Source organism: Nocardiopsis terrae, assembly GCF_014651695.1.
GTDB lineage: Bacteria > Actinomycetota > Actinomycetes > Streptosporangiales > Streptosporangiaceae > Nocardiopsis > Nocardiopsis terrae.
This window is the reverse complement of sequence record NZ_BMXJ01000009.1, coordinates 96,476-120,041: the sequence shown is the minus strand read 5'-3', so window position 1 is coordinate 120,041 and position 23,566 is coordinate 96,476. Positions and strand designations below refer to the sequence as shown.

General features: G+C 69.5%; 25 protein-coding genes. 16 read left to right on the top strand and 9 right to left on the bottom strand.

From position 1 onward, the window contains the following. Positions 1–119: 119 nt before the first annotated feature. From IE195_RS23830 to IE195_RS23795, 8 genes are all read left to right on the top strand, one after another. Complete coding sequence (locus IE195_RS23830) at positions 120–353, top strand: hypothetical protein (protein ID WP_191275487.1); 234 nt, start codon at positions 120–122, stop codon at positions 351–353. Between the two features lie 113 nt (positions 354–466). Next, entirely contained in the window at positions 467–994 is a 528-nt protein-coding gene (locus IE195_RS23825; RefSeq protein WP_191275485.1) for a hypothetical protein, read from the top strand. Positions 995–1,091: 97 nt separating this feature from the next. Then, positions 1,092–1,415: a hypothetical protein gene (locus IE195_RS23820; RefSeq protein WP_191275483.1), complete on the top strand. Its 324-nt coding sequence runs from the start codon at positions 1,092–1,094 to the stop codon at positions 1,413–1,415. Between the two features lie 14 nt (positions 1,416–1,429). After that, positions 1,430–2,074, top strand: coding sequence for a hypothetical protein (locus IE195_RS23815; protein WP_191275481.1), 645 nt, complete (start codon positions 1,430–1,432; stop codon positions 2,072–2,074). A gap of 68 nt (positions 2,075–2,142) precedes the next feature. Further along, positions 2,143–2,436, top strand: a complete 294-nt coding sequence (locus IE195_RS23810) for a WXG100 family type VII secretion target (RefSeq protein ID WP_191275479.1) — start codon at positions 2,143–2,145, stop codon at positions 2,434–2,436. A 122-nt stretch (positions 2,437–2,558) separates the two neighbouring features. Further along, positions 2,559–6,908 carry an FtsK/SpoIIIE domain-containing protein gene (locus IE195_RS23805; protein WP_191275477.1) on the top strand — a complete coding sequence of 1,450 codons (4,350 nt, stop codon included), beginning with the start codon at positions 2,559–2,561 and terminating at the stop codon, positions 6,906–6,908. A gap of 26 nt (positions 6,909–6,934) precedes the next feature. Beyond that, a complete protein-coding gene (locus tag IE195_RS23800; protein ID WP_191275475.1) occupies positions 6,935–7,612 on the top strand; it encodes a hypothetical protein in 678 nt (225 codons plus the stop codon). Next, a complete protein-coding gene (locus IE195_RS23795; RefSeq protein ID WP_191275473.1) occupies positions 7,609–7,773 on the top strand; it encodes a hypothetical protein in 165 nt (54 codons plus the stop codon). The genes IE195_RS23800 and IE195_RS23795 overlap by 4 nt, the downstream gene beginning before the upstream one ends. Before the next feature lie 143 nt (positions 7,774–7,916). On the opposite strand, the gene IE195_RS23790 is transcribed toward IE195_RS23795, so the two are convergent. The 7 genes from IE195_RS23790 to IE195_RS23760 form a co-directional block, all read right to left on the bottom strand. Beyond that, positions 7,917–8,666 carry a hypothetical protein gene (locus IE195_RS23790; protein ID WP_191275471.1) on the bottom strand — a complete coding sequence of 250 codons (750 nt, stop codon included), beginning with the start codon at positions 8,664–8,666 and terminating at the stop codon, positions 7,917–7,919. 93 nt (positions 8,667–8,759) lie between these two features. Then, positions 8,760–9,899 carry a methyltransferase domain-containing protein gene (locus IE195_RS23785; protein ID WP_191275469.1) on the bottom strand — a complete coding sequence of 380 codons (1,140 nt, stop codon included), beginning with the start codon at positions 9,897–9,899 and terminating at the stop codon, positions 8,760–8,762. A gap of 296 nt (positions 9,900–10,195) precedes the next feature. Further along, positions 10,196–10,393 (bottom strand): BldC family transcriptional regulator, encoded by a 198-nt coding sequence (locus IE195_RS23780; RefSeq protein ID WP_191275467.1) that lies wholly within the window; start codon positions 10,391–10,393, stop codon positions 10,196–10,198. Continuing rightward, the gene (locus tag IE195_RS23775) at positions 10,386–10,787 is read right to left on the bottom strand and encodes a hypothetical protein (protein ID WP_191275465.1); all 402 of its coding nucleotides are present in this window, start codon (positions 10,785–10,787) and stop codon (positions 10,386–10,388) included. The genes IE195_RS23780 and IE195_RS23775 overlap by 8 nt, the downstream gene beginning before the upstream one ends. Then, positions 10,784–11,005 carry a hypothetical protein gene (locus IE195_RS23770; protein WP_191275463.1) on the bottom strand — a complete coding sequence of 74 codons (222 nt, stop codon included), beginning with the start codon at positions 11,003–11,005 and terminating at the stop codon, positions 10,784–10,786. Before IE195_RS23770 ends, IE195_RS23775 begins: the two co-directional genes overlap by 4 nt. Continuing rightward, positions 11,002–11,223: a hypothetical protein gene (locus IE195_RS23765; RefSeq protein ID WP_191275461.1), complete on the bottom strand. Its 222-nt coding sequence runs from the start codon at positions 11,221–11,223 to the stop codon at positions 11,002–11,004. Before IE195_RS23765 ends, IE195_RS23770 begins: the two co-directional genes overlap by 4 nt. Before the next feature lie 52 nt (positions 11,224–11,275). Continuing rightward, entirely contained in the window at positions 11,276–11,572 is a 297-nt protein-coding gene (locus tag IE195_RS23760; protein WP_191275458.1) for an ATP-binding protein, read from the bottom strand. 171 nt (positions 11,573–11,743) lie between these two features. Between IE195_RS23760 and IE195_RS23755 the strand changes: the two genes are divergently transcribed. Further along, positions 11,744–12,499 (top strand): GntR family transcriptional regulator, encoded by a 756-nt coding sequence (locus tag IE195_RS23755; RefSeq protein WP_229826411.1) that lies wholly within the window; start codon positions 11,744–11,746, stop codon positions 12,497–12,499. Positions 12,500–12,760: 261 nt separating this feature from the next. Here IE195_RS23755 and IE195_RS23750 read toward each other — a convergent pair whose 3' ends face one another. Next, positions 12,761–13,447: a hypothetical protein gene (locus tag IE195_RS23750; RefSeq protein ID WP_191275454.1), complete on the bottom strand. Its 687-nt coding sequence runs from the start codon at positions 13,445–13,447 to the stop codon at positions 12,761–12,763. A 490-nt stretch (positions 13,448–13,937) separates the two neighbouring features. Here IE195_RS23750 and IE195_RS23745 point away from each other — a divergent pair, with 490 nt between their 5' ends. Next, positions 13,938–14,420, top strand: a complete 483-nt coding sequence (locus tag IE195_RS23745; RefSeq protein WP_191275452.1) for a hypothetical protein — start codon at positions 13,938–13,940, stop codon at positions 14,418–14,420. 16 nt (positions 14,421–14,436) lie between these two features. Beyond that, complete coding sequence (locus tag IE195_RS23740; protein ID WP_191275449.1) at positions 14,437–14,613, top strand: hypothetical protein; 177 nt, start codon at positions 14,437–14,439, stop codon at positions 14,611–14,613. 720 nt (positions 14,614–15,333) lie between these two features. Here IE195_RS23740 and IE195_RS23735 read toward each other — a convergent pair. Next, positions 15,334–15,975: a hypothetical protein gene (locus IE195_RS23735; protein WP_191275446.1), complete on the bottom strand. Its 642-nt coding sequence runs from the start codon at positions 15,973–15,975 to the stop codon at positions 15,334–15,336. 249 nt (positions 15,976–16,224) lie between these two features. Between IE195_RS23735 and IE195_RS23730 the strand changes: the two genes are divergently transcribed. The 5 genes from IE195_RS23730 (at position 16,225) to IE195_RS23710 (ending at position 23,502) form a co-directional block, all read left to right on the top strand. After that, positions 16,225–18,165 (top strand): methylmalonyl-CoA mutase family protein, encoded by a 1,941-nt coding sequence (locus tag IE195_RS23730; protein ID WP_191275444.1) that lies wholly within the window; start codon positions 16,225–16,227, stop codon positions 18,163–18,165. After that, positions 18,162–20,411, top strand: coding sequence for a methylmalonyl-CoA mutase (gene scpA, locus IE195_RS23725; protein ID WP_191275442.1), 2,250 nt, complete (start codon positions 18,162–18,164; stop codon positions 20,409–20,411). Before IE195_RS23730 ends, scpA begins: the two co-directional genes overlap by 4 nt. Next, positions 20,408–21,430 carry a methylmalonyl Co-A mutase-associated GTPase MeaB gene (meaB, locus tag IE195_RS23720; protein WP_191275440.1) on the top strand — a complete coding sequence of 341 codons (1,023 nt, stop codon included), beginning with the start codon at positions 20,408–20,410 and terminating at the stop codon, positions 21,428–21,430. The genes scpA and meaB overlap by 4 nt, the downstream gene beginning before the upstream one ends. Positions 21,431–21,781: 351 nt before the next feature. Further along, positions 21,782–22,153, top strand: a complete 372-nt coding sequence (locus IE195_RS23715; RefSeq protein WP_191275438.1) for an STAS domain-containing protein — start codon at positions 21,782–21,784, stop codon at positions 22,151–22,153. A 365-nt stretch (positions 22,154–22,518) separates the two neighbouring features. Beyond that, on the top strand, positions 22,519–23,502 hold the full coding sequence (locus tag IE195_RS23710; protein WP_191275436.1) for a LacI family DNA-binding transcriptional regulator: 984 nt from the start codon (positions 22,519–22,521) through the stop codon (positions 23,500–23,502). Positions 23,503–23,566 lie beyond the last annotated feature (64 nt).

Sequence of the window (23,566 nt, the reverse complement as noted above, 5' to 3'; positions counted from 1 at the left end):
TTCCCCGAATTCTCGCATTGGCTTTCTTGGACATTCTTTAAGAATGATTATCTGATGCCGCCCTGGTGGCCGAGGGGTTTCCGGGGGTCGTTGCTGGTTCTGGTGGTTGCGGTGCGGAGATGATTGAGGGGATCCGGCTTATGGGGGGTTGCCAGAGCCGTCGGATCCGCTTCGTTCATCGAAACATCACCGGCCAGATCAACGAGATCGGTGATTTCGAGAGGCGGGTGGGCGCTTCCTCCGCCGCCACGGGGCTCAGGAGGTGGTCTGGCCTGTCGGCGGGTGAGTCTCCTGTAAAGGTGTGCGTGGTCGAGGTGCAGGTGGACGGGATCGTCGAAAAGGATCTGGTGTGAGTGGGTGGGGATGGTGAAGGGAAAAGGGGTCCTCTATCTCCTGGGGTGTTTTTCTTGATTGGCAGGGTTCCGTGTACTGGTTGAGGTTTTTCGCTAGGACATTCGTTTTTGCGTTGGTGTTGTTGGTTGCGCTCGGTTATCTGTATCTTTTTGCCAATCCTCAGGTGATGCCGCCCTGGATGGTTCATGTGAATGATTCCGGGGGGATGCGTTTTCAGTGGTGGGCGCATGTTCTGATGGGTCTGGTCGGGGCGGGTTTCTATTTTCTTCTGCGGTTGGTGGGTGATCCTGGTGCGGGTTCTCTGAATAACTGGAAGGCGATTTATGGGTCTGCGAGGCGTTTGGTTCCGGAGAAGTCTCCTTGGGTTGCCGAGGTGTTGGTGAAGTTGGATCGCGCGCATGGGTTGGGTTATATGCGGAGGCGGCCCAGGAGCTTCCGGAGGAGGCGGGAAATCGTTGCTGGTTTTGATGACTACGGTGCGGAGATGATTGAGAGGATCCGGCTTATGAGGGGTAGTCAGAGCCATCGGATCCGCTTCGTTCATCGAAACATCACCAGCCAGATCAACGAGATCGGTGATTTCGAGAGGCGGGTGGACCGCTTCCTCCGCCGCCACGGGGATCAGCAGGAGGCGGACTGACGCGCCCCGGGCACGTTCCGCTATCGTGACCCTCCTGCGTCGTATGTACGCTTTTGCCCCACGCCCCTTGTGACCGAGAGCAGTGGAGACGCCCCCCATGGCTGATATCGAGATCGACACCGACGTCCTCGCTGAGATCCAGTCCGCCTTCAGCAGCATCGAGGGTCGCTTCGGTGACAGGCACACCGAGAACGCGGAGGAGTACGCGAGCCGGGTCGGACCCGCTGAACTGTGCTCCGTGGCGGGAGAGTACGTGACCGACAGCTCCGCCCACTTCGACCGCATGGCCAAGAACATGCGTGAGCTGTCCGAAGCGATCGACCCCGTTATCGAGTCCTTCGAGACCCAGGACGAGGACATGGGGCTCTCTCTCAGCGAGTCCGGGAACACCGGCCACGGTGGCGGGCCCACACCGGTCTGAACGGGAAAAGGGACATGGCCTACCAGTTCGAGGACAACACCACGACCGAGGTCGTGTTCGACATTCGGATACCGGAGGACTGGACGCACTACGACCTCTCGGCCGACGGGCTCGCCGAGCTACGCTCCAACCTCCTCGGCGTCGCGGCCCAGAACCCCGGCGACAGCGCCCAGGTGGAGGACTTCTTCGTCGAACTGGCCTCGCTCTCCCAGAACTTCACCGACAGCGGGATGCTCAGCGCCGCCGGGGTGATGAAGCTGTACGAGGACGGTCCCTTCATGGCCTCCATAGCCCTGTTCCGCTTCACCTCTCCGAAGTCGCATGACATGGACCCGCTCAAGATGATCGACCACCTCCACTCGTCGGGGGCGACCGAGAGCGAGGGCACCTGGCTGGAGAAGACCGTCGTCGAACTCCCGGACTCCGGGGCCGACAGCTGTGCTCGGGCCCAGGGGGTCACCGACTACGAGTACAGCCCCGACGTCACCCTGCGTTCGGTGGTGATGTACACGGCCTTCCGCGTACCCGGAAGCCGTGCCCGCCTCCTGATCGCTTGCAGCAGCCCCAACGTGAGGGAGCAGGGCGAGGTCCTCAACTTGTTCGACGCCATCACCGGCACCTCCCGCTTCTGGCACCGCGCCCCCGTTCCGGAAATGTGAACCCCGCGGGCCACCGTGTCCGTACTCATGAGTGGAAGCCCCAACCTCCGAACCGAAAGGGACGCACAATGCCCACGTTCCAGGTCAACAGTGACAAGACCGAAGAGACCTCCGGCTCCCTCGCCGCCGACTTCGCGGAGTTCCAGGAGCGGCTCACCAGCATCAAGAGCAAGGTGGACGGCCTGATCAGCGATGGGTACAGCACCCCGGCCGCCGAGAACCACTTCAAGCCCTTCTTCGAAGAGTTCGCCGAGGGCTTCGACTCCGTGAACGAGGGGCTCGACGGCATCAGCAAGTACGTCAAGCAGGTGGGTGACACGTTCACCGAGACCGACGAGAGCCTCGGCCAGGGCCTGCGCTGAGGCCACCGAGCCGTGAGCGACCGGCCCTCCCAGGGGGCCGGTACCACCCCCGCCTGTGACAGGAAAGCCCGACTGTGCGTCTTCTCCTCACCCTGAGCCCGGCCTATCCGCGAGGCGGGCCCATGCCGGTGCTGACCTCGGTCCCCCGCGTGGACGTCATTGTCGACGCCGACCCGGGAGCCACCGCACAGCAGCTCAGCGAGGTAGTCGACCCGCTGGTGCGCCTGGCCCCACGCTTCCCTGACGAACAGGTGCCGCTGTTCCTGGGGGATCAGGTGGTCCCGGCGCACACGCCTCTGGCGGAGGCGGGCCTGCACGACGGTGCGGTGGTGGGGGTCGGGGGACCCGTCGACGTGCGCGATGAACCCCCGGGCGTCATCGAGGTCCGGGTGGTGTCCGGTGAGGCCGCGGGAAGGGTGCACCGGGTCGACCCGGGTGACTACACCGTCGGCGACACCGACGGCTCCGACCTGCCGTTGGAGACCGGGGGCAACTGGGTGAGGATACGGGTGCGCCCCAACGGAACGGTCACCCTGTTGGGGTTCGGCGGGCCGGACGAGGTGACGGTCGAGGACGAGACCGTCCGTGCGGACGACGAATGGGGGCCCGGAGACCAGCTCGTACTGGGCGACCTCATCCTGGAGACCTGGCCCAACGAGCGCCCCGACGCTTCGGTACTGACCTCCGAGGACGGTACGGGGCTCGACTACAACCGGCCGCCCCGCCTGCACCCGGCACCGACCAAGACCAAGTTCCGTCTGCCTACTCCCCCCGAGCCCCCGGACAAGCCGCTCGCCCAGCTCGCGGTCATGATCATGATGCCGCTGCTGCTCGCGATGGGCGGGGCCCTGGTCATGGGCCGGCCCCAGTACATGCTCATCGGGCTGCTGGCTCCGATCTCGGTCCTCTTCATGCAGTTGCTCCAGCGCCGCACGAGCCACGCCCGGTACACCAAACAGCTGACCGAGTTCAATGAGAAGACCGAGAGGGTCGAGGGCGACGCCCGCGATGCCCTGGTCACCGAACAGCGCAGGTTGCGTTCGAACTGCCCGGACCCGGCCCGGGTCCTGCTCCTCGCCACGGGGCCGCGGTCCCGGCTCTGGGAACGCAGGCCCGAGGACGAGGACTTCACCCTGCTCAGGGTCGGCACCGGCACGGTGCCCTCACAGGTGGTGCTCACCGACCCGACGAAGGACGAACACCGCCAGGACGTCACCTGGGACCTGTACGACGTCCCCGTCACCGTCTCGATCAAGGAGCACGGGGTGGTGGGCGTGGCCGGACGGGGGGCCCGTACCCAGGCGCTGGAACGGTGGATGGTGGCCCAGCTCGCGGCTCTACACAGCCCAGCGGAGCTGGAACTCTACCTACTCTCGCTCCGCAAGGAGCACCACCGCTGGGAGTGGACCGGGCGCCTTCCGCACCTGCGGAGCTCCACGCCGAACGTATCGGTGAGCCGGATCGGGGTGGACGCCACCACTTGCGCTCAGCGCATAGCTGAGCTCCTCGCCGTCCTTGAGGCCCGCAGGAAGGCGGCGCGCCGAGCGGCCGAGGAGGAGTCCGACATCGTCGTGGTCCTGGACGGGGCCCGACGGCTGCGTTCCCTGCCCGGGGTGGTCCAACTGCTGCGGGAGGGCCCCGACTTCGGTATCCACGTCCTGTGCCTGGACAACGAGGAACGCCTGCTCCCGGAGGAGTGCCAGGCGGTCGTCAGCTTCACCGACTACGAACTGCGCCTGCGACGTACCAAGTTCGACAACGTCGAGGAGGTTCGACCGGACCTTCCCTCAGAGGAATGGGCGCGTCAGCTCGGGCGCGCACTCGCCCCGGTCCGCGACTCCAGTGTGGCCGAAGAGGGGGCGAGCCTGCCGCGCAGCGCCCGCCTGCTCGACGTCATCGGGTTGGAGCCGCCCACGAGCGACGCCATCGCCGCGCACTGGACCAGTAACGGTCGCAGCACCATCGCGACTCTGGGTGCCGGCCTGGACGGTTCCTTCTCCGTGGACATTCGCCGGGACGGTCCGCACGCCCTGATCGCGGGAACCACCGGATCGGGTAAGTCCGAGCTGCTCCAGACCCTGGTGGCCGCATTGGCCGTGGTGAACCGGCCGGAGTCGATGTCGTTCGTCCTGGTCGACTACAAGGGCGGTAGCGCCTTCAAGGACTGTGTGGACCTGCCGCACACCGTAGGTATGGTCACCGACCTCGATACCCACCTGGTGAGCCGCGCCCTGGTCTCCCTCGGCGCGGAACTGCACCGCCGTGAGCGCATCCTCGCGGAGGCCGGGGCGAAGGACATCGAGGACTACGTCGAGATGCTCGACCGGAACCCCGATCTGCCCCAGATGCCCCGGCTGATGCTGGTGATCGACGAGTTCGCCTCGTTGGCCCGGGAGCTTCCCGACTTCGTCAAGGGCCTGGTCAACATCGCCCAGCGAGGGCGTTCGCTCGGAATCCACCTGGTTCTGGCCACCCAGCGCCCCGGCGGTGTCATCACCCCTGACATCCGAGCCAACACCAACCTGCGTATCGCGCTGAGGGTGACCGACGCCGCAGAGAGCAGGGACGTCATCGACGCCGTCGAGTCCGCGCACATAGGCATCGACACCCCGGGCCGGGCCCATGCCAGGCTGGGGCACGCCTCCCTGCTTCCGTTCCAGACGGGGCGGGTCGGCGGTCGCAGGGTGGTCGCCGCCGCCGACGCGCCGGCCCCGGTCGTGAACGTGGTGCGCTGGGAAGACCTGGCCAAACCCGCTCCCAGCGGGGGGACGGCTGATCAGTCTGCCGGGGGCGATGTAGAGGTCACCGACCTGACGGTCCTGGTCAAGGCGGTCCAAGAGGCTGCCGGGCGGTTGAGTTCTCAGCATCAGCCCAGTCCCTGGAAGCCTGCCCTGCCCACGCAGCTGACCCTGCCTCAGCTGAACCGGAGGGCCCCCATGGCCCCGGCTGAAAGGGGCCGTCTCCAAGCGGTTCCGGTCGGCCTCATCGACCTCCCCGCCAAACAGAGTCAGGAACCCCTCACGGTTGACCTGCGAACTCTCACCCACATGCACATCATCGGTACCGGACGTAGCGGGCGGTCGCAGGCTCTACGCACCATCGCGGGGGCCTTGGCGGTCGGCCACCACCCCGCCGACGTTCACATGTACGGAATTGACTGTGGGAACGGCGCCCTGCTTCCCCTGGAGGCGTTCCCGCACTGCGGTGCGGTGGTGGGCCGAACCCAGCAGGAGCGGGTCGTCCGGCTCATGGGGCTGCTCGTGGCGGAGTTGGAGCGGCGCCAGAAACTCCTCGCCGCTCAGGGCTGTGCGGACCTGGAGGAACTGCGCTCCAAGCAGCAAGGAGGAGAGCGTCCCGCGCACATCGTCGTGTTCTGCGACCGCTGGGAGGTCTTCGAACAGGCATTCGGGGAGTACAACTACGGGGCCCTGGTGGCGGAGGCTGTCACGCTGATGCGGGACGGGGCGGGTGTGGGAATCCACTTCGTCATCACCGGCGACCGGATTCTCACCCGCAGCAAGTACTCCTCGACCACTGAGAACAGGATGGTGCTCCGCTGCAACGACCAGGGCGACTACAGCGCGGCCGGGCTCCGCGCCCGGGACCTGCCCGAGGAGATCCCCAACGGGCGGGCCTTCCAGAGCGGTGACTCCACCGAGGCGCAGTTCGCCCTGCTGACGGAGGACGTCTCGGGTGCCGCGCAAGCGGCGGAACTGGAATCGTTGGCCGCGTTCACCCGTCGCCGCTTCCCGGAGGGGGCCGAACCCGCTCCGTTCCGGGTGGACGTGCTCCCCGAACTCCTCACCCTCCAGGACACCGAGCCCTACCTGAAGGGGCCGCTGCGTCCCATGTGGGCCCTGCTGGGCGTGGGCGGCAACGAGCTGACCGCTGTGGGTACCGACCTGGCGGCCACCCCGACTTTCCTGGTCAGCGGTCCGCCCAAGTCAGGCCGGTCCAGCATGCTGTTGACCATGGCGCAGAGTCTGATCATAGGTGGGAGCGAACTACTGGTGGTGGCCCCCCGAGCCTCCCCCTTGTCGTCCCTCAGAGACCACGCCTCGGTTCCCGCCTACCTTGACTCCGGTGAGCCGAAACTGTCGGAGCTGCACGAAGCGCTCGGGAAGATGGAGGGTGAGACCGCCGTAGTGGTGGTCGATGACGCCGAACTCCTCCTCAGCAGCGATCTCGGTAAGGAGTTCACACGGATCGCGCGCGGCATGGTCGGGCCGGGGTGGGCGATCATCGCGGCCGGCGGCAACGAGGCGCTCCAGGGCGGATTCAACGGCTGGCACGTCACCCTCAAGCGCAACCGCATGGGTGCACTGCTGTCCCCGCAGTCCCAGGCCGATGGAGAGGTACTGGGCATCCGGTTGCCCAAGGGGGTGCCCTCGCCCCGGTTGACCCCGGGCACCGCCTATCTGCACATGGCGGACGGCCGCATCCAGCAGATCCGCGTCCCGCTGCCCGGCTGACCTGTATTCGAGAGAAGAGTGTCCCTGTGAGAGACCGTGCTCTGTCCCTGTTCGTCACCGTGAGCGTGTTCTCCACCTCGCTGCTGTGGGGGGCGAGCGCCTCGGCCCAGACCACCGAGCGCGAGGCGACCGAGATTTCGGAGATCGCCGAGGCCCTGATCGAGGACCCCGTGTACGTGGACGACCACATGGCGCAGGCCCTGGGCGAGGACGTGGTGGAGGAGATCCGGTCCCACGTCGAGGGCGGCCCCAACGCCGTCTACGTGGTGCTCGCCGAGGTGGAGTCGGGAACGTCCAGCGCCCCCGGCCTGATCGCGGACGAGACCGGAATCGACGGAGCCTACTACTACATGGGCCACGGTTCCGGTGTGGCCGGGGCAGAGGGGAACTCCCAGGAGAGCATCCGGCTGGCCTCGTGGCAGGCGGAGCAGGAGGGGGTCGAGCTGTCCCGCCCCGAACTGCTGACGGAGTCGGTCCGCCTCATCCAGCAGGACACCTTCGTCGAGGAGTACGACGCGATGGTCGCCGCGATGGTCCGCGGCGACGACGAGGAGGGCGTCGGGTTCCCGATGACCGGGGGCAGGGGCCTGGCCCTGGGCGGCCTGATCGGGACCGTGCTCCTCGGCCTGGTCGGTGCGGTGCGGGCGAAGGTCCGCAAGCGTCAGGGCAAGCAGCAGGTCGTGAGCCCTGAGGGGTCGATGTGAGCGGGGGTGCCCTGGTCTTCGCCCAGGAGGAGATCACGATCCCGGAGTACAGCGGCCCGGTGATGCTGACCCTGCTCGTGGTCGTCCTGACCGCCTTCGCGATCGGGGGGTCCTACGAGCTCCACCGCAAGATCAGGCACGAGCGGGAGAAGCTCGAGTAGGGGATCCCACAGGCCCGGCCGAGCAGGCTACCTCGACCAGATGCGCAGAGTGCCGGTGATGGCGTCGAACAGGTCCAGCACCGCGTCCGCCTCGGCCGAGACGGGGCTGTTGCAGCTGATCATCAGCCAGTAGCGGGTGCCGGTCACCGAAGGTGTGGGCGACCACCGCGCGCACTGATCTCTTCGTGCTTGTGGGTGACGATCCCGGCGATGAGTCTCATGCCGTCGCCGTCCTGAGCTCTGACCTGCCCTCCGACGGTGCCGTCCAGCTGGACGGGAGGCAGCCCCTGCGGGGACACCACCGTGTTTCCGTCCACGTCCCGGGCGAGCGGGGTACTCCCGTCAGGGCTGGTGATGCCTACCTGGGAGTCGCTTCCTCCGGTCGTGTGGTTGTCGACCGAACCGTGGACACTCGCGGCGTTGATCACCGTTCCGTCGGTGTGGCTCACCCGGTGCCATCCGAACCCGCCGGAGACGTCGTAACCGTCCGCGCGGACGTCTGCCTGGCGGCTGTTGCTGGTGACGACGCTTCCGCCGCCCTCCGCGTGGATCGTGGCGGTGGTGATGGGTGCGGGGGGAGCACTGCCGCTCGCCCCGGAGGTCTCTGAGCTGTCCTGCTGAGGGGCGAAGGTGAGCGTCAGGTCTTCATCTCCGGCCCTGACCGTGTTGGTGCCGTCCGGGTCGTTGGTCCGGCTCACCGTCACACCCTCGGGTGTGGTGACCACGGTGCCTTCGTCGTCCTTGCGGACCCGCACGTTCCCGCTCTCCGTGGTGACGGTGACCTCGTTGTCGTCCCGTGAGTGGGAGACGCTTTCGCCGCGGTCGTCCGGTCGCCCGCCGGGGGCGTCGGCGGAGTTCGGGTCGTCCTGCCGGTGCGGACGCGAGAGGGTCACGTCCGTTCCGGTCCCCCGCGGGAGGGCCCGCCCTCCACCTGGAAATCCCCGTTCCCACCACCCCCGTGACCCCGTACCGAGACCGGTGCGGGCCTACCCGCGAACGGACCAGAGGGAGTGCCGGGGGCCGTGTACCCACACCGTCTGCGTCTGCCGGTCCGGGTCGACGGTCAGCCCGAAGTCGGACACGGCCGGGCGGTTCCAGCCCTCCCAGATCCGCCAGGCCCGGTCGGCCTCCTCGAACAGGGCGCGCGTCCCGCCCTGTTCGACCCTGCCGTCCGCGTGCAACCGCGCCCAGGAGGAGCAGGTGGTCGAGGCCAGCCACACACACGGGTCGGTGGCGTCCTCCCCCATGCGCAGCCCGTAGGACCAGCCCGGCATCAGCAGGGACAGCAGGAGCGCCCGTTCCCCGTCGAGCCACGGCTCGCGCGGGTCGCCGGGCACCTGTTCGGTGGAATCGGCCACGGCCTCCGGCCCCGGAGCGGACCGGCCCGGACGGCGCTGCCCGCGCGCCCACATGAAGCTCAGTCCGCCTTCGAAGCGGCCCTGGGCATGGTTGCGGGTCGCGTCCAGGACGGCGAGTACCCCGCCCGGCAACCCCGGCGTCGGGGCCCACGGGGTCACGATCCGGCCCCGCCCCCGCATATGCCGCAGCCACGCCGCCGGAACCTCGGAGACCGTGCAGGTGGCGATCAGACGATCGTAGGAGGGCAGCCCGCCGGTCCGCTCGCCGTCCCCGGTGCGGACGTCGGGGTGGAACCCGGCGGCGGACAGGGCGGCGCGGGCAGCGCCGGCCAGTTCCGGGTCGATCTCGACCGTGGCCACCGAGCCGGACCCGAGCAGCTGTGACAGCAGAGCCGCGTTGTAGCCGGTACCGGTGCCGATCTCCAGGACCCGGTGTGCGGACTCGATTCCGGCGGCGGCCAGCATCCTCGCCATCACCGAGGGGGCGCTGGAGGAGGAGGTGGGCACCCCCATGCCGCCGGGGGCGCCGTCGTCGCGCTGGGTGGTGAGCGCCTGGTCGGTGTAGGCGACACGCATCCACTCGGCGGGGTCGGCGGCGCGGTCGTAGCGGGTGCGGTCCTCGCCCCACACGGTGTCGGGCAGGAACCGGTGCCTCGGCACCTGCGCGAACAGGCGGGCGATGTGTTCGGGGGTGCCCTGGGAGCGGAGCCGGGCGGCGAGGGCCTGGGCGAGGGGAACGTGGTCCATGCCCACGGTGTGCCCGCTCATGTGGCCCCCGTCCCGTTGCACGCGGTGCAGGCCACCCAGCGGGAGATGTTCTTGCCGGGGGAGGACCCGTCGGAGGTGACCCACGTTCCGCCCTGCCCGTTGCAGGCTCCGCACGCGGCGGCGGTGGGCGGCTGAGGGGCGGCGGGCGTGTGGGGCTTCGGGGCTGGGCGAGTGGTGTCGGGGCGGGCGAGGGCCGCTGCCATCGTGCTCTCCTGCGTCTTCGAGGGTTTTGGTCGGTCGTGGTCCTGACAACGCGCAGTGTCCGCGCTTCATGCTGTGCAAGCGCGGACACCGGCTCAGGTGAGGGGTGAGGTGGCCTCGGTCAGTAGGGCGCGGACCTGGGTTGCGTGGTAGCGGCGGTGTCCGCCCGGGGTGCGCAGCGAGGTGAGCTTGCCCGCTGCGGCCCACCGGGAGACGGTCTGGGGGTCCACCCGGAACAGGGCCGCGACCTCGACGGAGGTCAGCAGGGCGTCCGCGGGTCGGGGCTCAGCCACGGGTGTCGCCTGCCCGGCCCTGTGCTCGCTCCTGCGAGGCGATCTGGTCCTGGTAGCGGCCGTACCGGGCCATGACCTGGTCGTGTCGGCGCTCGCTGGGGGTGAGTGGCCGGTCCGGGCCGGTCCTGGGTGCGGTGGGCTCGGATGCGGTGGGCTGGGGTGCGGGTGTGTGGGCCACGGGGGTTTCTCCGTTCCTGTGTCGGTCGATGAGTGCGGCCAGGAGGCGGGGCCGGGTGGGTGCGGCGATGCGTTCGTGCGAGTTGCCGGGGCCGGTCCAGCCGATGGGCCGGTAGGCCACGTACTCGGTGTCGGGTGGGGTGCCCTCGATGGTCAGGATCCAGCGGCCCGCGATGAGTTCGTCCAGGATCCGGTCGGTGCCGGGGCGGGCGGTCACCGGGTCCGCTCCCGGGGGGAGTGCCACACGAGCGGGTGGGCGCGGGGGTCGCGAGTGGTGCCCCTGGCCAGGCGGGTGATGCGGCCCCGGTGGGCTTCGTAGACGGGGTAGCCCTCGGCGTTGGGGCCCACGTAGCCGATCGCGGTGTGGTGGGTGCGGGCCCAGGAGCGCAGCGCGTCGGTGTCGGACAGTTCGCGGATGTCGCAGACGTGGTTCATCGGGCCACTCCCAGGCGGTGCAGTCCGGCCAAGACCGCGTGGAGCACCTCCAGGGGAGCGGCGTCCAGCGGGCGGCGCGGTGCGGGGATGCGGGGGAGCGGGGCGAAGGCGCGGACCCGGGAGGCCCTGCGGGGGCGGCGGGGGCGTCGGAGGCGCATGGTTTCGGTGGCCAGCCAGCGCACGTGCACCAGCTCGGACAGGTTCAGGTAGCGCTGCATGGCGAACTCCTGGGTTCAGATGCCACTGGATAGGCGGCGAGGGAACAACGGATTACTGGGAGAAGACGGCCCAGGCAGTGCAGTCTCCTGAGCGGTGACGGCGGGCTCCGAAGCGGTCGGCCACCGCCGAAACGATGGCTAGGCCGTCCGGAGCCGCAGGGTCGATGTGGGTCTCTTCGACACGCGGGTACTGACCTCGCTGGTCGTGCACCTCGATGCGGACCTCCGAGCTGTGCTCGACCGTGATCATGAGGTCGGCATCGCTGGACCGGATTGCGGACGTCACGAACTCGGTGAGGACCAGTTCGACGTCAGCCAGACGGCCAAAGCCGGGTAGGAGAGCAGCCACGCCATGCCGGGTGATCGGCACCATCGCGTTACTCGCTGGGAGAGTGATTCGCTTACCCATGGCCATCCAAGCTGTACGTGCCAATTTAAAATCTGTACGTGCAGCTTGCTTTGGTACGTGCAGCCTTGTCAAGCTGTTCGTGCAGATTGGTCCCAATCAAGGAGTGCGCCCGTGGCCCGCCCGACCTACCAGCGCGTCGCCGATACGCTGCGGCAGCGCATCATCGCGGGCGACTACGCACCCGGCGATCGGCTCCCGTCCAGACAAGACCTGGCCGCCGAGTTCGAAGTGGGTATGCGGGTGGCCGCCGACGCCGTGCAGCAGCTTGTCGCCGGGGGATACGTTGTCTCGCGGACCGGCTCGGGGAGCTACGTACGGTCGCGCCCACCCGTGCGTCGCCTCACCCGGTCCTGGTATCGGGAGGCCCGTAGCGGTAGCCCGTTCCGCGCGGACATGGCTGCCCAGGCAGTGCGCGGAGGCTGGGAGTCCTCCTCAAGATCCACTACCGCGCCGGAGGCGATCGCGCATCGGCTCGCCATTGACCCCGACGACCCGGTGATGCGGACCCAGTACACCTTCACCGGCGATGATGAACCGGTAATGCTCTCCACCTCGTGGGAACCCCTGGAGATCACGCGGGGCACTGAGGTCGTGTTGCCGGAGAACGGTGTCTACTCCGGCCGGGGTGTTGTCGAGCGCATGCGGGCTATCGGGCAGCGCATTGTGCAAGCTGGCGAGATTGTGACCGCACGCCCGGCCAGCGCCGACGAAGCAGATAATTTGCAGGTCACACGTGGCAGTGTGGTGTTGGTGATCCAGCGGACCTACTACACCGAGGACTGCCCTGTGGAGACAGCAGACATCGTGGTGCCGCCGGATCGGTACGAACTGGCGTACATGATCCCGGTCGGTCAGGACGGGACATGAGAAAGGGGTCCGGCTCGGACCGGACCCCTTCGAGCACATTCCCATGTGCCGTTGTTCCCGCGTGCCACCTTAGAGCCTGGTTTTCTCCGGGCCGGTGGGTACACGGGAATGTAGAGGACGTCGATGCGCCTGGGGTGCCGAGCCCGGACGGCGCCTTCCTGTGTGCTGCCGTCGGGTCGGACCTCTTTCGGGGCGCCCTCTCCATCGCGCCCGCCGGACCAGTTGGGCGGTTCCGGGTTCGCCCAGGGGCCGGGCGGCCGGTCAGGCGCTGTAGAACGAGAAGGAACCGTACTGGGAGATGCTCAGTTCCCAGTCGCTGACGTCCCCGCTCTCCTCGTCCAGGCTCTGGCAGAGGAAGGGCGCCTCCCCGCCGGTCTCACCGCGCTCGACGTCGGACTCCATGTCGCAGAGCACGTACTCGCTCTCGGTGTGCGCCCGGAGGGTGTCCTCCACCACCTCGCGCACCAGCGGGCCCTCGGGCATCTCCCAGCCGTAGTTGATGAGGATGCCGGAGGACTCGATGTTGATCGTGTACTCGAACTCCTCGTCCAGGAAGTTCACCGTGCAGGTGACGGACTCGCCCTCCTCCCCGGCGATCTCGGGGCACTCGGCGGTGGCGTCGGGGTCGGTCACCGAGGCGAAGGTGGAGACCCGCTCCAGCGCCTCCCACGCGATGCGGTCGCCCAGGGGAGCGGAGGAGTCGGGCTCGGCGGGCAGGTCGGCCTCGTCGATCTCGGGTGCCTCGGCGGGGACGGGACCCTGGTTGAAGGAGGAGGCGTCGACCTCGGTGGTCTCCTCTTCCTCCACGGTTTCCTCGACCTCCTCGACGGCGGCCGTGTCGGTCTCGGCGGGCTCCGGGCCGCCCCCGCCGCAGGCGGCGAGAGCCAGGGCCGAACCGGCGGCGGTCAGACCGAGGGCGATGCGGTGTCTGCGGGCGGAGTTCAACATGGGGGTCCTGTTCGGAGGAAGCGTCTCGGTCACCCCCTTAGGTCCCTGGCCAGGGCATTTGGTTCCCCCGATTTCACTTCTGTGTCTCAGGTCACATCATGTTGATGATGGTGGGCGAGTGAGGGGCGGCCGTAAGCCAACTCCTCACTCCCCTCTTCCTCCGGTGGCCTGTGATGCCTTCTGAATGCTGACGGATGAGGGGGCCGCTCCAGGATTTGGGAGTCACGGGGTGGTGCTGCCTCGTGGAAGCAGTGGCCGGATCCGGCCACTGCCGGGGGAGTCGATTCGTCACCGCATGTCATGCGGCTTTTTCCTGTGTTTTCCGGTGGGGCGGAATTGGTTTTGCCCAGTTCACCGCTTGCGTCGGTGTATAGGAAATTTTACGTTGGCTTCCTGGGTGCATTGCAAAGGAAGTGCATGATGCACTTACCTTGCTCTTTCGTGTGCCCTGTGATTGCTTTGAATAAATTTAATTGGGAGGTTTCAATGTTTGCTGCGCGCGGTTCGTTCAACGTGGCTGGCCGTGGCGATGGCCATTACCATGGCCTTTGTCGCCACCACGCCGGCGCAGGCCGGTGGCCTTGCCCAAGCCGACTCGCTGAGCGCAGAGCAGCGCCAGGTCCGTGATGCGTTCGTCGACAGCTACCAGAGCACCTCGGTTGGCCAGTCGTTCGACGTCACCAACGCTGATGGCCGGGAACTCACCTTTGTCAAGACGACCGAAGGTGTGCGGGTATCCAAGGACACAGCCGATAGCAGCACTACGCAGACCATGGCCGCCGACTTCTGCCTGGCGGCTGCTCAGGCCGCCGTGTACGCGATCGGAGCCGCGGTCTTCGCGGGTGTTGCCGCCTCAGGTGGAACAATTGCTGTAGCGGGTGTGGTCATCGGGCCCTCTGTTGCGGGGATGTTCTCCGCGGCCTTGGCGGGCGGTGGTGGCCTGTCGGCGCTGATCGCCCAGTACATCTGCTAGTTGCAGCGGAGAGAACATGAACGTGGTCGTGATCCTCGGATGGCTCGAATTGGCTCTGGGGGTGGGGGCCCTGTCCTGGATGGTCTGGCATGCGCGCAACGGGCGCAGCCCTGCCCAGCAGCGCGGATTTCGCCCGCTCATGGCGGTGATTGCTGTAATCAGCGTCCTGTTCGTGATCACGCTGGTCATCTGACGCGGAAACAATGAAAGAAAGGAGAATGGTGCGAATCGCTGTGCGATTTCCCGCAACGCTTTCCTTGGGCCTTGTCGCATTCTTTGCGGTGCTTCTCGGTCTCGTGGCAGGGGTCTGCGGAGACACTCTTGTCGAGCAAGCCACCGCGCTCCTGGCCGTCCCCGCCGTTCTGGCGGGTTTCGGGTTGGTGATCGACCGGGCACTGCACACGCCGCAGGCCCCTGCGGCCGCCAGCGGTGTGCATCAGCGGCATCTTGACGTGACAGCAGCCGCCTAGCTTGGCGCTTGACCTCGGCCCGTGATCCGAACACTGTTCCGATCACGGGCCGAGTAGTTCTCCGGACCACGCGACGGCCTTCGCGTGATCATGCACAGTGGCCAAGTGAACACCACGAGGGCTGCAGCCATGCGTGGTGTCGCGCCAGGCCTCCACGGCCGAGTCGCTGTCGGCGCTGTCCCCGTTCGCGCATTGAACTTCACGCCTGCCTGCTCCGACACCGCCTTCGACCTGTGCGACGCACCCACCGGTGCTCCGACGACCGCTCTGTGCCGGCGGCCGACGCGGGCCATGGTGCACAGGACAGGCCCTGGCCGGGTGCGGCGAGTGTGTGCCCGCCCGAGCGTGGGAGTGTTCCGTGGCCCTTGAGGCCGGGCCCCGGCGAAGGAGGCAACGGCCCCTGTGTGCCGCCCTGGGAGCAAGCGAGCAGCGCGAACGCCGAGCTAGACCTCCTCGATGGAGTAGCCGAGGAGGACGCTGTAGGTAACCAGGTACTCCTCGGTCGCCCCGGTCTCGTCGTCCAGGGCCGTGCACGTCACCTCCTCCCCGTCGGTGGCGGCCACCACCTCGCCCTCCAGGCCGCAGTCCACGTAGGGCATGAGGCTCCACACCCGGATGTCGTGCTCCAGGTTCTCCACGATGATCGGCCCGGTGACCAGCCGGGCCTCCTCGGCGGCGTAGTCCGCCGTACTGCGCTCCTCGTCCAGTTCGACCAGGTACTCGAACTCCTCGCCGAAGTAGGTGACGACGCAGGTGTAGCTCCCCTCGGCGTGCAGGTCGACCTCCGGGCACTCGGCGGTGGCGTCCGGGTCGGCGGTCCAGGTCAGCTCGGAGACCTGGACCAGGGCCGTGTGCGCGTTCCGCTCGTGCCTGGGGGTACCGGGGGCGGGCTCGGGCGGCATCAGCGACTCGTCGATGCTCGGCCCCTTCGTGTTCTCGGTGGGCACCTCGCCGTAGGTGAAGCCGGCGGTGTCGACCTCCGGGGCGGGCTCCAACTCCGAAGTACCGTCCCCTCCGCAGGCGGTCAGCGCCAGGGCGAGACCGGACGCGGCGAGGGGGAGGAGGGCGCGGGTGGAGGGCTGCATGGGGAACGCTCCTGGGTCGGTCGGGGGCGGGGCTGCGGTGCGTGCCCGTCGGCACTCCGTATGGGTGTCCGTGCGGACACGTTCGGTTCGACCCCTGGGGTGGATGTGTCGCATGTCATACTCTGGGGCCACGGCGGCGTGTGGGGCGGCTCGGAGAGCCCGCAGGTCAGGGTGGCTGGAGGTAGCCATGTGCTCGCCACCACACCCCGGCGCACCGAAACCGAACCCTGTTCTCTACCATCTCGGAGTATGGACGTCCCTGAGAGCGGGGCCGCCGGCGCAGCGGTCCCCAACCTGGCCGAAGGCTTCCCGGCGGCCACACGTGAGCGGTGGCGCGAACTCGTCGCCGGGGTTCTGCGCAAGAGCGGTGCCGCCGAGGAGGATCTCGGCGACGCCCCCGAGTCCGTGCTGGCCACGCCCACCTACGACGGGTTCGACATCGAGCCCCTCTACACCGGCGCCCCGCCCGCGGCCGACCCCGGATACCCGGGACTGGCCCCCTTCACCCGCGGCTACCGTCCGGACGGGGGAGTGGCCGGGGGGTGGGACATCCGCGCCCGGCACACCGACGCCGACCCCGCCGTGCTCCGCAGCCGACTCAACAGCGACCTGATGAACGGTGTGAGCTCGCTGTGGATCTCGGTGGGCGGCGGCGCGCTCCCCGTGTCCGAACTCGGTGCGGCGCTCACCGACGTCTACCTCGACCTGGCCCCCGTGGTGCTGGCCGCACCCGGCCCCGACGCCGTCGACGCCGCGACGGCCCTGCTGACCGCGCACGCGGACGCCGGGGTCCCCGCCGACCGGGTCGTCTCCCACCTGGGCCTGGACCCGCTCACCGCGGCCGCGCTGGCCGACGAGCGCCCCGACGTGCGCGGACCGGCGCGTTTCGCCGCCGAACACGCCGCCGCCTACCCCGGGCTGGGCCTGTTCGTCGCCGACGGCACCCTGGTGCACAACGCGGGAGGCTCCGAGGCCCAGGAGACCGGTGCGGCGATCGCCGCCGCGACCGCCTACCTGCGCTCCCTGACCGAGGCCGGGCTGGACCCCGCCGACGCCGCGGGGCGGATCGAGTTCCGGCTGGCGGCCAACGCCGACCAGTTCGCCGTCATCGCCAAACTCCGCGCGGTCCGCGCCATGTGGAACCAGGTGCTCCAGGACTGCGGCGTGCCCGCCGACCAGCGCGGTATGCGCCTGCACGCCACCACCTCCGAGGCGATGATGACCCGCCGCGACCCGCACGTGAACATGCTCCGCACCACCGTGGCCTGCTTCGCCGCCGGGGTGGGCGGCGCCGACGCGGTCACCGTGGAGCCCTTCGACGCCGCGGTGGGCCTGCCCGACGACTTCGCCCGCCGGATCGCCCGCAACACCCAGTCGCTGCTCGTCGAGGAGGCGCACCTGGCCCGGGTCATCGACCCGGCCGGGGGTTCCTTCTACGTCGAGGCGCTGACCCGCGACCTCTACGTGGCCGGATGGTCCTTCTTCCAGGAGCTGGAACGTGCCGGTGGGATCGCCGAGGCGATCGGACACGGCCAGCTGCGCACGGCCGTGGACCGGGTGTGGCAGCGGCGCCGCCACGACCTGGCCACCCGCGCCGCCCCGCTCACCGGGGTCAGCGAGTTCCCGAACCCGCACGAGAGCCTGCTGGTACGCGAGGCGGACCCCGCCCGCCAGGGCGGAACCGCTCCGGGCGGTTTCCCGGTGCGCCGCTACGCCCAGGAGTACGAGGCCCTGCGCGACCGCTGTGACGCCCGCACCGGCGACACCGGCCACCGACCCACGGCCTTCCTGGCCACGCTGGGCCCGGTCGCGGTGCACACCGCCCGCGCCTCCTTCGCCACCAACCTCCTCGCCGCCGGAGGCATCGGGGCCGCCGACCCGGGCCCGCTGGAGGACGCCCGGGCGGCCGCGTCCGCCTTCGCCGACTCGGGCAGCCGGGTGGCGGTGATCTGCTCCTCGGACGGGGTCTACGACGAGCACGCCGAGTCGGTGGCCCGCGCACTCAGGGGGGCGGGCGCCCGCCGGGTGCTGCTGGCCGGGCCGCCGAGCGACGCCTACCGCCGGGCCGGGGTGGACGCCTTCGCGCACCGGGGCTGCGACGCCGTCGCCCTGCTCACCGACCTGGTCGAGGTGCTCCTCACCGACCCCCCGACCACCACGACCGACGCCGCACAGGGGGCGAGCGCATGATCCCCGACTTCTCCAACGTCGATCCCCGCCCACCCGCCTTCACCAGCACCGGCGGCCGGGGCGCGGCCGACTGGCAGCGCGCCCTGGAAGGGGCCACCGGCAAGGCCGCCGACGCCCTGGAGTGGGAGACCCCCGAGGGCATCGGCGTCAAACCGCTCTACACCCCCGACGACCGCGAGGGCCTGGGTTTCGTGGACGGGCTGCCCGGCATTCCGCCCTACCTGCGCGGGCCCTACCCGACCATGTACGTCAACCAGCCCTGGACCATCCGGCAGTACGCCGGCTTCTCCACGGCGCAGGAGTCCAACGCCTTCTACCGCCGCAACCTGGCCGCCGGACAGAAGGGCCTGTCGGTCGCCTTCGACCTGGCCACCCACCGCGGCTACGACTCCGACCACCCCCGGGTGGCGGGCGACGTGGGCATGGCCGGGGTGGCGATCGACTCCATCTACGACATGCGCCAGCTGTTCGACGGGATCCCGCTGGACCGGATGAGCGTGTCCATGACCATGAACGGCGCGGTGCTGCCCGTCCTGGCGCTGTACATCGTGGCCGCCGAGGAGCAGGGGGTGCCGCTCGAGAAGCTGTCGGGGACCATCCAGAACGACATCCTCAAGGAGTTCATGGTCCGCAACACCTACATCTACCCGCCGCAGCCCTCGATGCGGATCATCTCCGACATCTTCGCCTACACCTCGCAGCGGATGCCGCGGTTCAACTCCATCTCGATCTCCGGCTACCACATGCAGGAGGCCGGGGCCACCGCCGACCTGGAACTGGCCTACACCCTGGCCGACGGGGTGGAGTACATCCGCGCGGGCCAGCGGTCCGGCCTGGACGTGGACGCGTTCGCGCCGCGGCTGTCGTTCTTCTGGGCGATCGGGATGAACTTCTTCATGGAGGTCGCCAAGCTCCGCGCCGCCCGCCTGCTGTGGGCGCGCCTGGTCAAGGACCTGGGCGCCGCCAAGGACAAGTCGCTGAGCCTGCGCACCCACTCCCAGACCTCGGGGTGGTCGCTGACCGCCCAGGACGTGTTCAACAACGTGGCCCGCACCTGTGTGGAGGCCATGGCCGCCACCCAGGGCCACACCCAGTCCCTGCACACCAACGCCCTGGACGAGGCGCTGGCCCTGCCCACGGACTTCTCCGCGCGCATCGCCCGCAACACCCAGCTGCTGCTGCAACAGGAGTCGGGCACCACCCGGGCGGTCGACCCCTGGGGCGGCAGCTACTACGTGGAGAGCCTCACCCAGCAGCTCGCCGAGAAGGCGTGGGCGCACATCCAGGAGGTGGAGAAGGCCGGGGGGATGGCCGCGGCGATCGACGCGGGGCTGCCCAAGATGCGCATCGAGGAGGCGGCCGCCCGCACCCAGGCGCGCATCGACTCGGGCCGCCAACCGGTGATCGGCGTCAACAAGTACCGGCCCGAGACGGCCGACGACATCGAGGTGCTCAAGGTCGACAACACCCGGGTGCGCGCCGAGCAGCTGGACAAGCTCCGCCGCCTGCGCGCCGAACGCGACGACCACCAGGTGCGGGCCGCCCTGGACGCCCTGACCGAGGCGGCCGGGCGGGAGTCCAGGGCCGACGCGGAGCTCACCGGCAACCTGCTGGCCGCGGCGGTGGACGCGGCCCGAGCCAAGGCCACGGTCGGGGAGATCTCCGACGCGATGGAGAAGGTGTTCAACCGCCACTCGGGTCAGATCCGTACCATTCAGGGTGTGTACAAGGACGAGGCGGCCGGGAACGCCGACGCCGCCGGGCTGATGGACCGGGTGGGCGCCCGGGTGGAGGAGTTCGCCGAGGCCGAGGGGCGCCGCCCCCGCATCCTGGTGGCGAAGATGGGCCAGGACGGCCACGACCGGGGGCAGAAGGTCATCGCGACCGCCTTCGCCGACCTGGGGTTCGACGTCGACGTGGGCCCGCTGTTCCAGACCCCGGCCGAGGTCGCCGCCCAGGCGGCGGAGGCCGACGTGCACGTGGTCGGGGTGTCCTCGCTGGCGGCCGGGCACCTGACCCTGGTGCCCGCGCTCCGGGAGGAGCTGGCCGCGCTGGACCGCGAGGACATCATGATCGTGGTGGGCGGGGTGATCCCGCCGGGGGACTTCGCCGAGCTCCGGGAGGCCGGTGCGGCCGCGATCTTCCCGCCGGGCACGGTGATCGCCGAGGCCGCGATCGACCTGCTCGACCAGTTGGAGGAGCGTCTGGACCCGGAGCACCCGGGTTCCGCCCGGGAAGGGGAGTGAGCGTGGCGGTGCGCGGGAGGCGCCCGGTGGACGTGGACGCCCTGGCCGAGGGCGTCCTCTCCGGGCACCGGCCGACCCTGGCCAGGGCGATCACCCTGGTGGAGTCGCGCAGACCGGACCACGCGCGCGCCGCCCAGGAGCTCCTGGTGCGGCTGCTCCCGCACACCGGCGGGGCGCGGCGGGTCGGGATCACCGGGGTGCCGGGGGTGGGCAAGTCGACCTTCATCGACGCGCTCGGCACCCGGCTGACCTCCTCCGGGCACCGGGTCGCGGTGCTGGCGGTCGACCCCTCCTCGACCCGCACCGGCGGCAGCATCCTCGGGGACAAGACGCGCATGGCCGACCTCGCGGTGGACCCGAACGCGTTCATCCGGCCCTCGCCGACGGCGGGCACCCTCGGCGGGGTGGCGCGGGCGACCCGGGAGACCATGCTGCTCATGGAGGCGGCCGGGTTCGACGTGGTCCTGGTGGAGACCGTGGGCGTGGGCCAGTCCGAGGTCACGGTCGCGGCGATGGTCGACTGCTTCCTCTTCCTCACCCTGGCGCGTACCGGCGACCAGCTCCAGGGCATCAAGAAGGGTGTGCTGGAGCTGGTGGACGTGGTCGCGGTGAACAAGGCCGACGGGCCGCACGCCGACGACGCCCGCAAGGCCGCCCGGGAACTGTCCCGGGCCCTGCGCCTGCTCCACCGGGTCCACCCCCGGTGGCGGCCGCCGGTGCTCACCTGCAGCGGCCTGACCGGGGACGGGCTGGACGAGGTGTGGGAGACGGTGCTGGAGCACCGGCGGGTGCTGGAGGGGGACGGCTCCCTGGCCGAGCGGCGCAGCGCCCAGGGGGTGAGCTGGATGTGGGACCAGGTCCGCGACCAGCTCATGGACACGTTCCTGCGGGACCCGGAAGTGGCCGGGCTCATCCCGCGGATGGAGGAGCAGGTGCGTTCGGGCGGGACCACGGCCACCCTGGCCGCGCGCACACTGTTGGATTCGTTCACCCGGGGTGACCGCCCCCGGGAGGGGTGAACGGAGCGTGACCGGCCAGGGGGTGACGGAACGGACGTGCGCGGGGCGATCAGTAGCACCGGGCTTCATGTCGTGAAATAACCCACGGTAAAAGGGTGATACCGGGGCATTGGCCGGAGGTTCTTGCCCATGAGGCGAAAATTTCTTGCCCGATGGCATTCCCGTGGGGACGGTTCGCTTATACCGTGTGTGTCCAACGACTTACCAGGCCGCTCGGGCGCGCAGGCGTTCCCCTCACCGGACCGGCTCTGTGGGAGTGGAGCCGGGTCCGGTAGTCGTTCCCGGCCGGGCTGCGTATGGTTAAGCGAAGGGGCCCCGCACCATCTGATCGTGGGGCCGGGAGGAGTGAACGTGCACAGGCTCGGGCTGAGCACGCGGTTCGAAAGCCGCAGCGTCATCGTCGCGATCGAGGGAGAACTCGACATCGCGACCGCCGCCGACCTCCAGGAACACATCAGGACCGCGATCGAGGACCACGGTCCGTGGCTGATCCTGGACCTGTCCGCCCTGGACTTCATGGACTCCAGTGGGCTGAACGTCATCATCAACGCCTACCGGAACGTCCGTGAGCTGGACGGGTCCCTGTCGTTGGCGGCTCTCAACGAACGCGTCACCAAGGTCGTCCGCCTGGTCGGCCTGCACCGTCAGGTTCCGGTCCACCAGACCGTCGCCACCGCCGTCGCGGCGATGGAGGCCCTGGAGGCCAAACGCCAGGCCGGTTAGCCGCAGACCGTCTCCGCCAGCCGTTCCGAGCGCCCTGCCCCGGGGTGCCACAGCCACCGTCGAGCCCACCCCCTCGCCCGTGCGGACACGGGTCGCTCCCGCCTGCCCCGGTGCGCGCGGGTTCGTGACCCAGGACTGACACCGTGCCCGATCCGACTCCCCGCCCCCTGTCCGACGCCCTGACCCGCGTCCGGTCCGGCGCCGCGCTTCGCCGAGGCCCGCGACGCCCGGCACGGGCGGAGCCCGGGAGGACCCGCGGATCCCGGGTAGGCTCGTTCCGGCCGGGGCTGCCCAGGGCATTGCGCCAGGGTGGCCGGGTGCGTAACATTCCATCGAATCGATTCGACAACTGACGGGACGGCACGGTGCGGATCTCCGATGTGGCCCGGCACGCCGGGGTTTCGCCGAGCACGGTCTCCTATGTCCTCAGCGGCAAGCGGTCGATCTCGGAGTCCACCACCCGCCGGGTCCGGGAGAGCATCGAGGCCCTGGGCTACCAGCCCCACGCGGGGGCGCGCTCCCTGGCCAGCCGCCGCACCAGCGTCATCGCCCTGGTCGTCCCGCTGCGGGACGACGTCCACGTTCCCGTGGCCATGCGGTTCGCGGTCTCCGTCGTCACCGCCGCCCGCACCCACGACCACGACGTCCTCCTGCTCACCCAGGGGGAGGGCCCGGACGGCCTGCGCAGGGTCGCGGGCAGCGCCATGGTGGACGGCGTCATCGTCATGGACGTGGAGGCCGACGACGCGCGCGTGCCGGTCCTGCGCTCCCTCGGCCTGCCCTCCGTGCTCATCGGGGTCCCCGAGGACACCGAAGCCCTGACCTGTATAGACCTCGACTTCTCCGCCGCGGGTGCGCTCTGCGTGGACCATCTGGCGGACCTCGGCCACACGGACGTCGCCTTCGTCGGTCAGCCCCCCTCGGTCTACGAGCGGCGCACCGGTTTCGCGGAGCGCACGCTCGCCGGCTTCGAGGCCGCCGTGGCGCGCCGGGGCCTGCGAGCCACCAGCCATCCCTGCACGCCCGAGTCCGCCCGCCACGTCGCGGACGCCCTCCAGCGCGAGCGCCCGGACCTCACCGGCGTCATCGTGCACAACGAGCCCTCCGTCGGTCCGCTCCTGGACGCCTTCGCCGAGCACGGTCGGAGCGCTCCGGAGCTGTCCGCCCTGGTGATCGGCCCGTCGCCCCTCGTTCCCCAACCGCTGACCTCGGTGGACCTGCCCGCCGAGGAGCTCGGCGGACGCGCGGTCCGTCTGCTCGTGGACAAGATCGACGGCCTCGGAGAGCCCGGGGTCACCCTGCTCGAACCCGGTCTGACCGACCGGGGCAGCACCGCGCACCGGACCTGAGCCCCGACCGGGCCGTCCGCCCCCCGGCCACCCCTCACCCACCGCCCCTCCCACCCCGAACCAA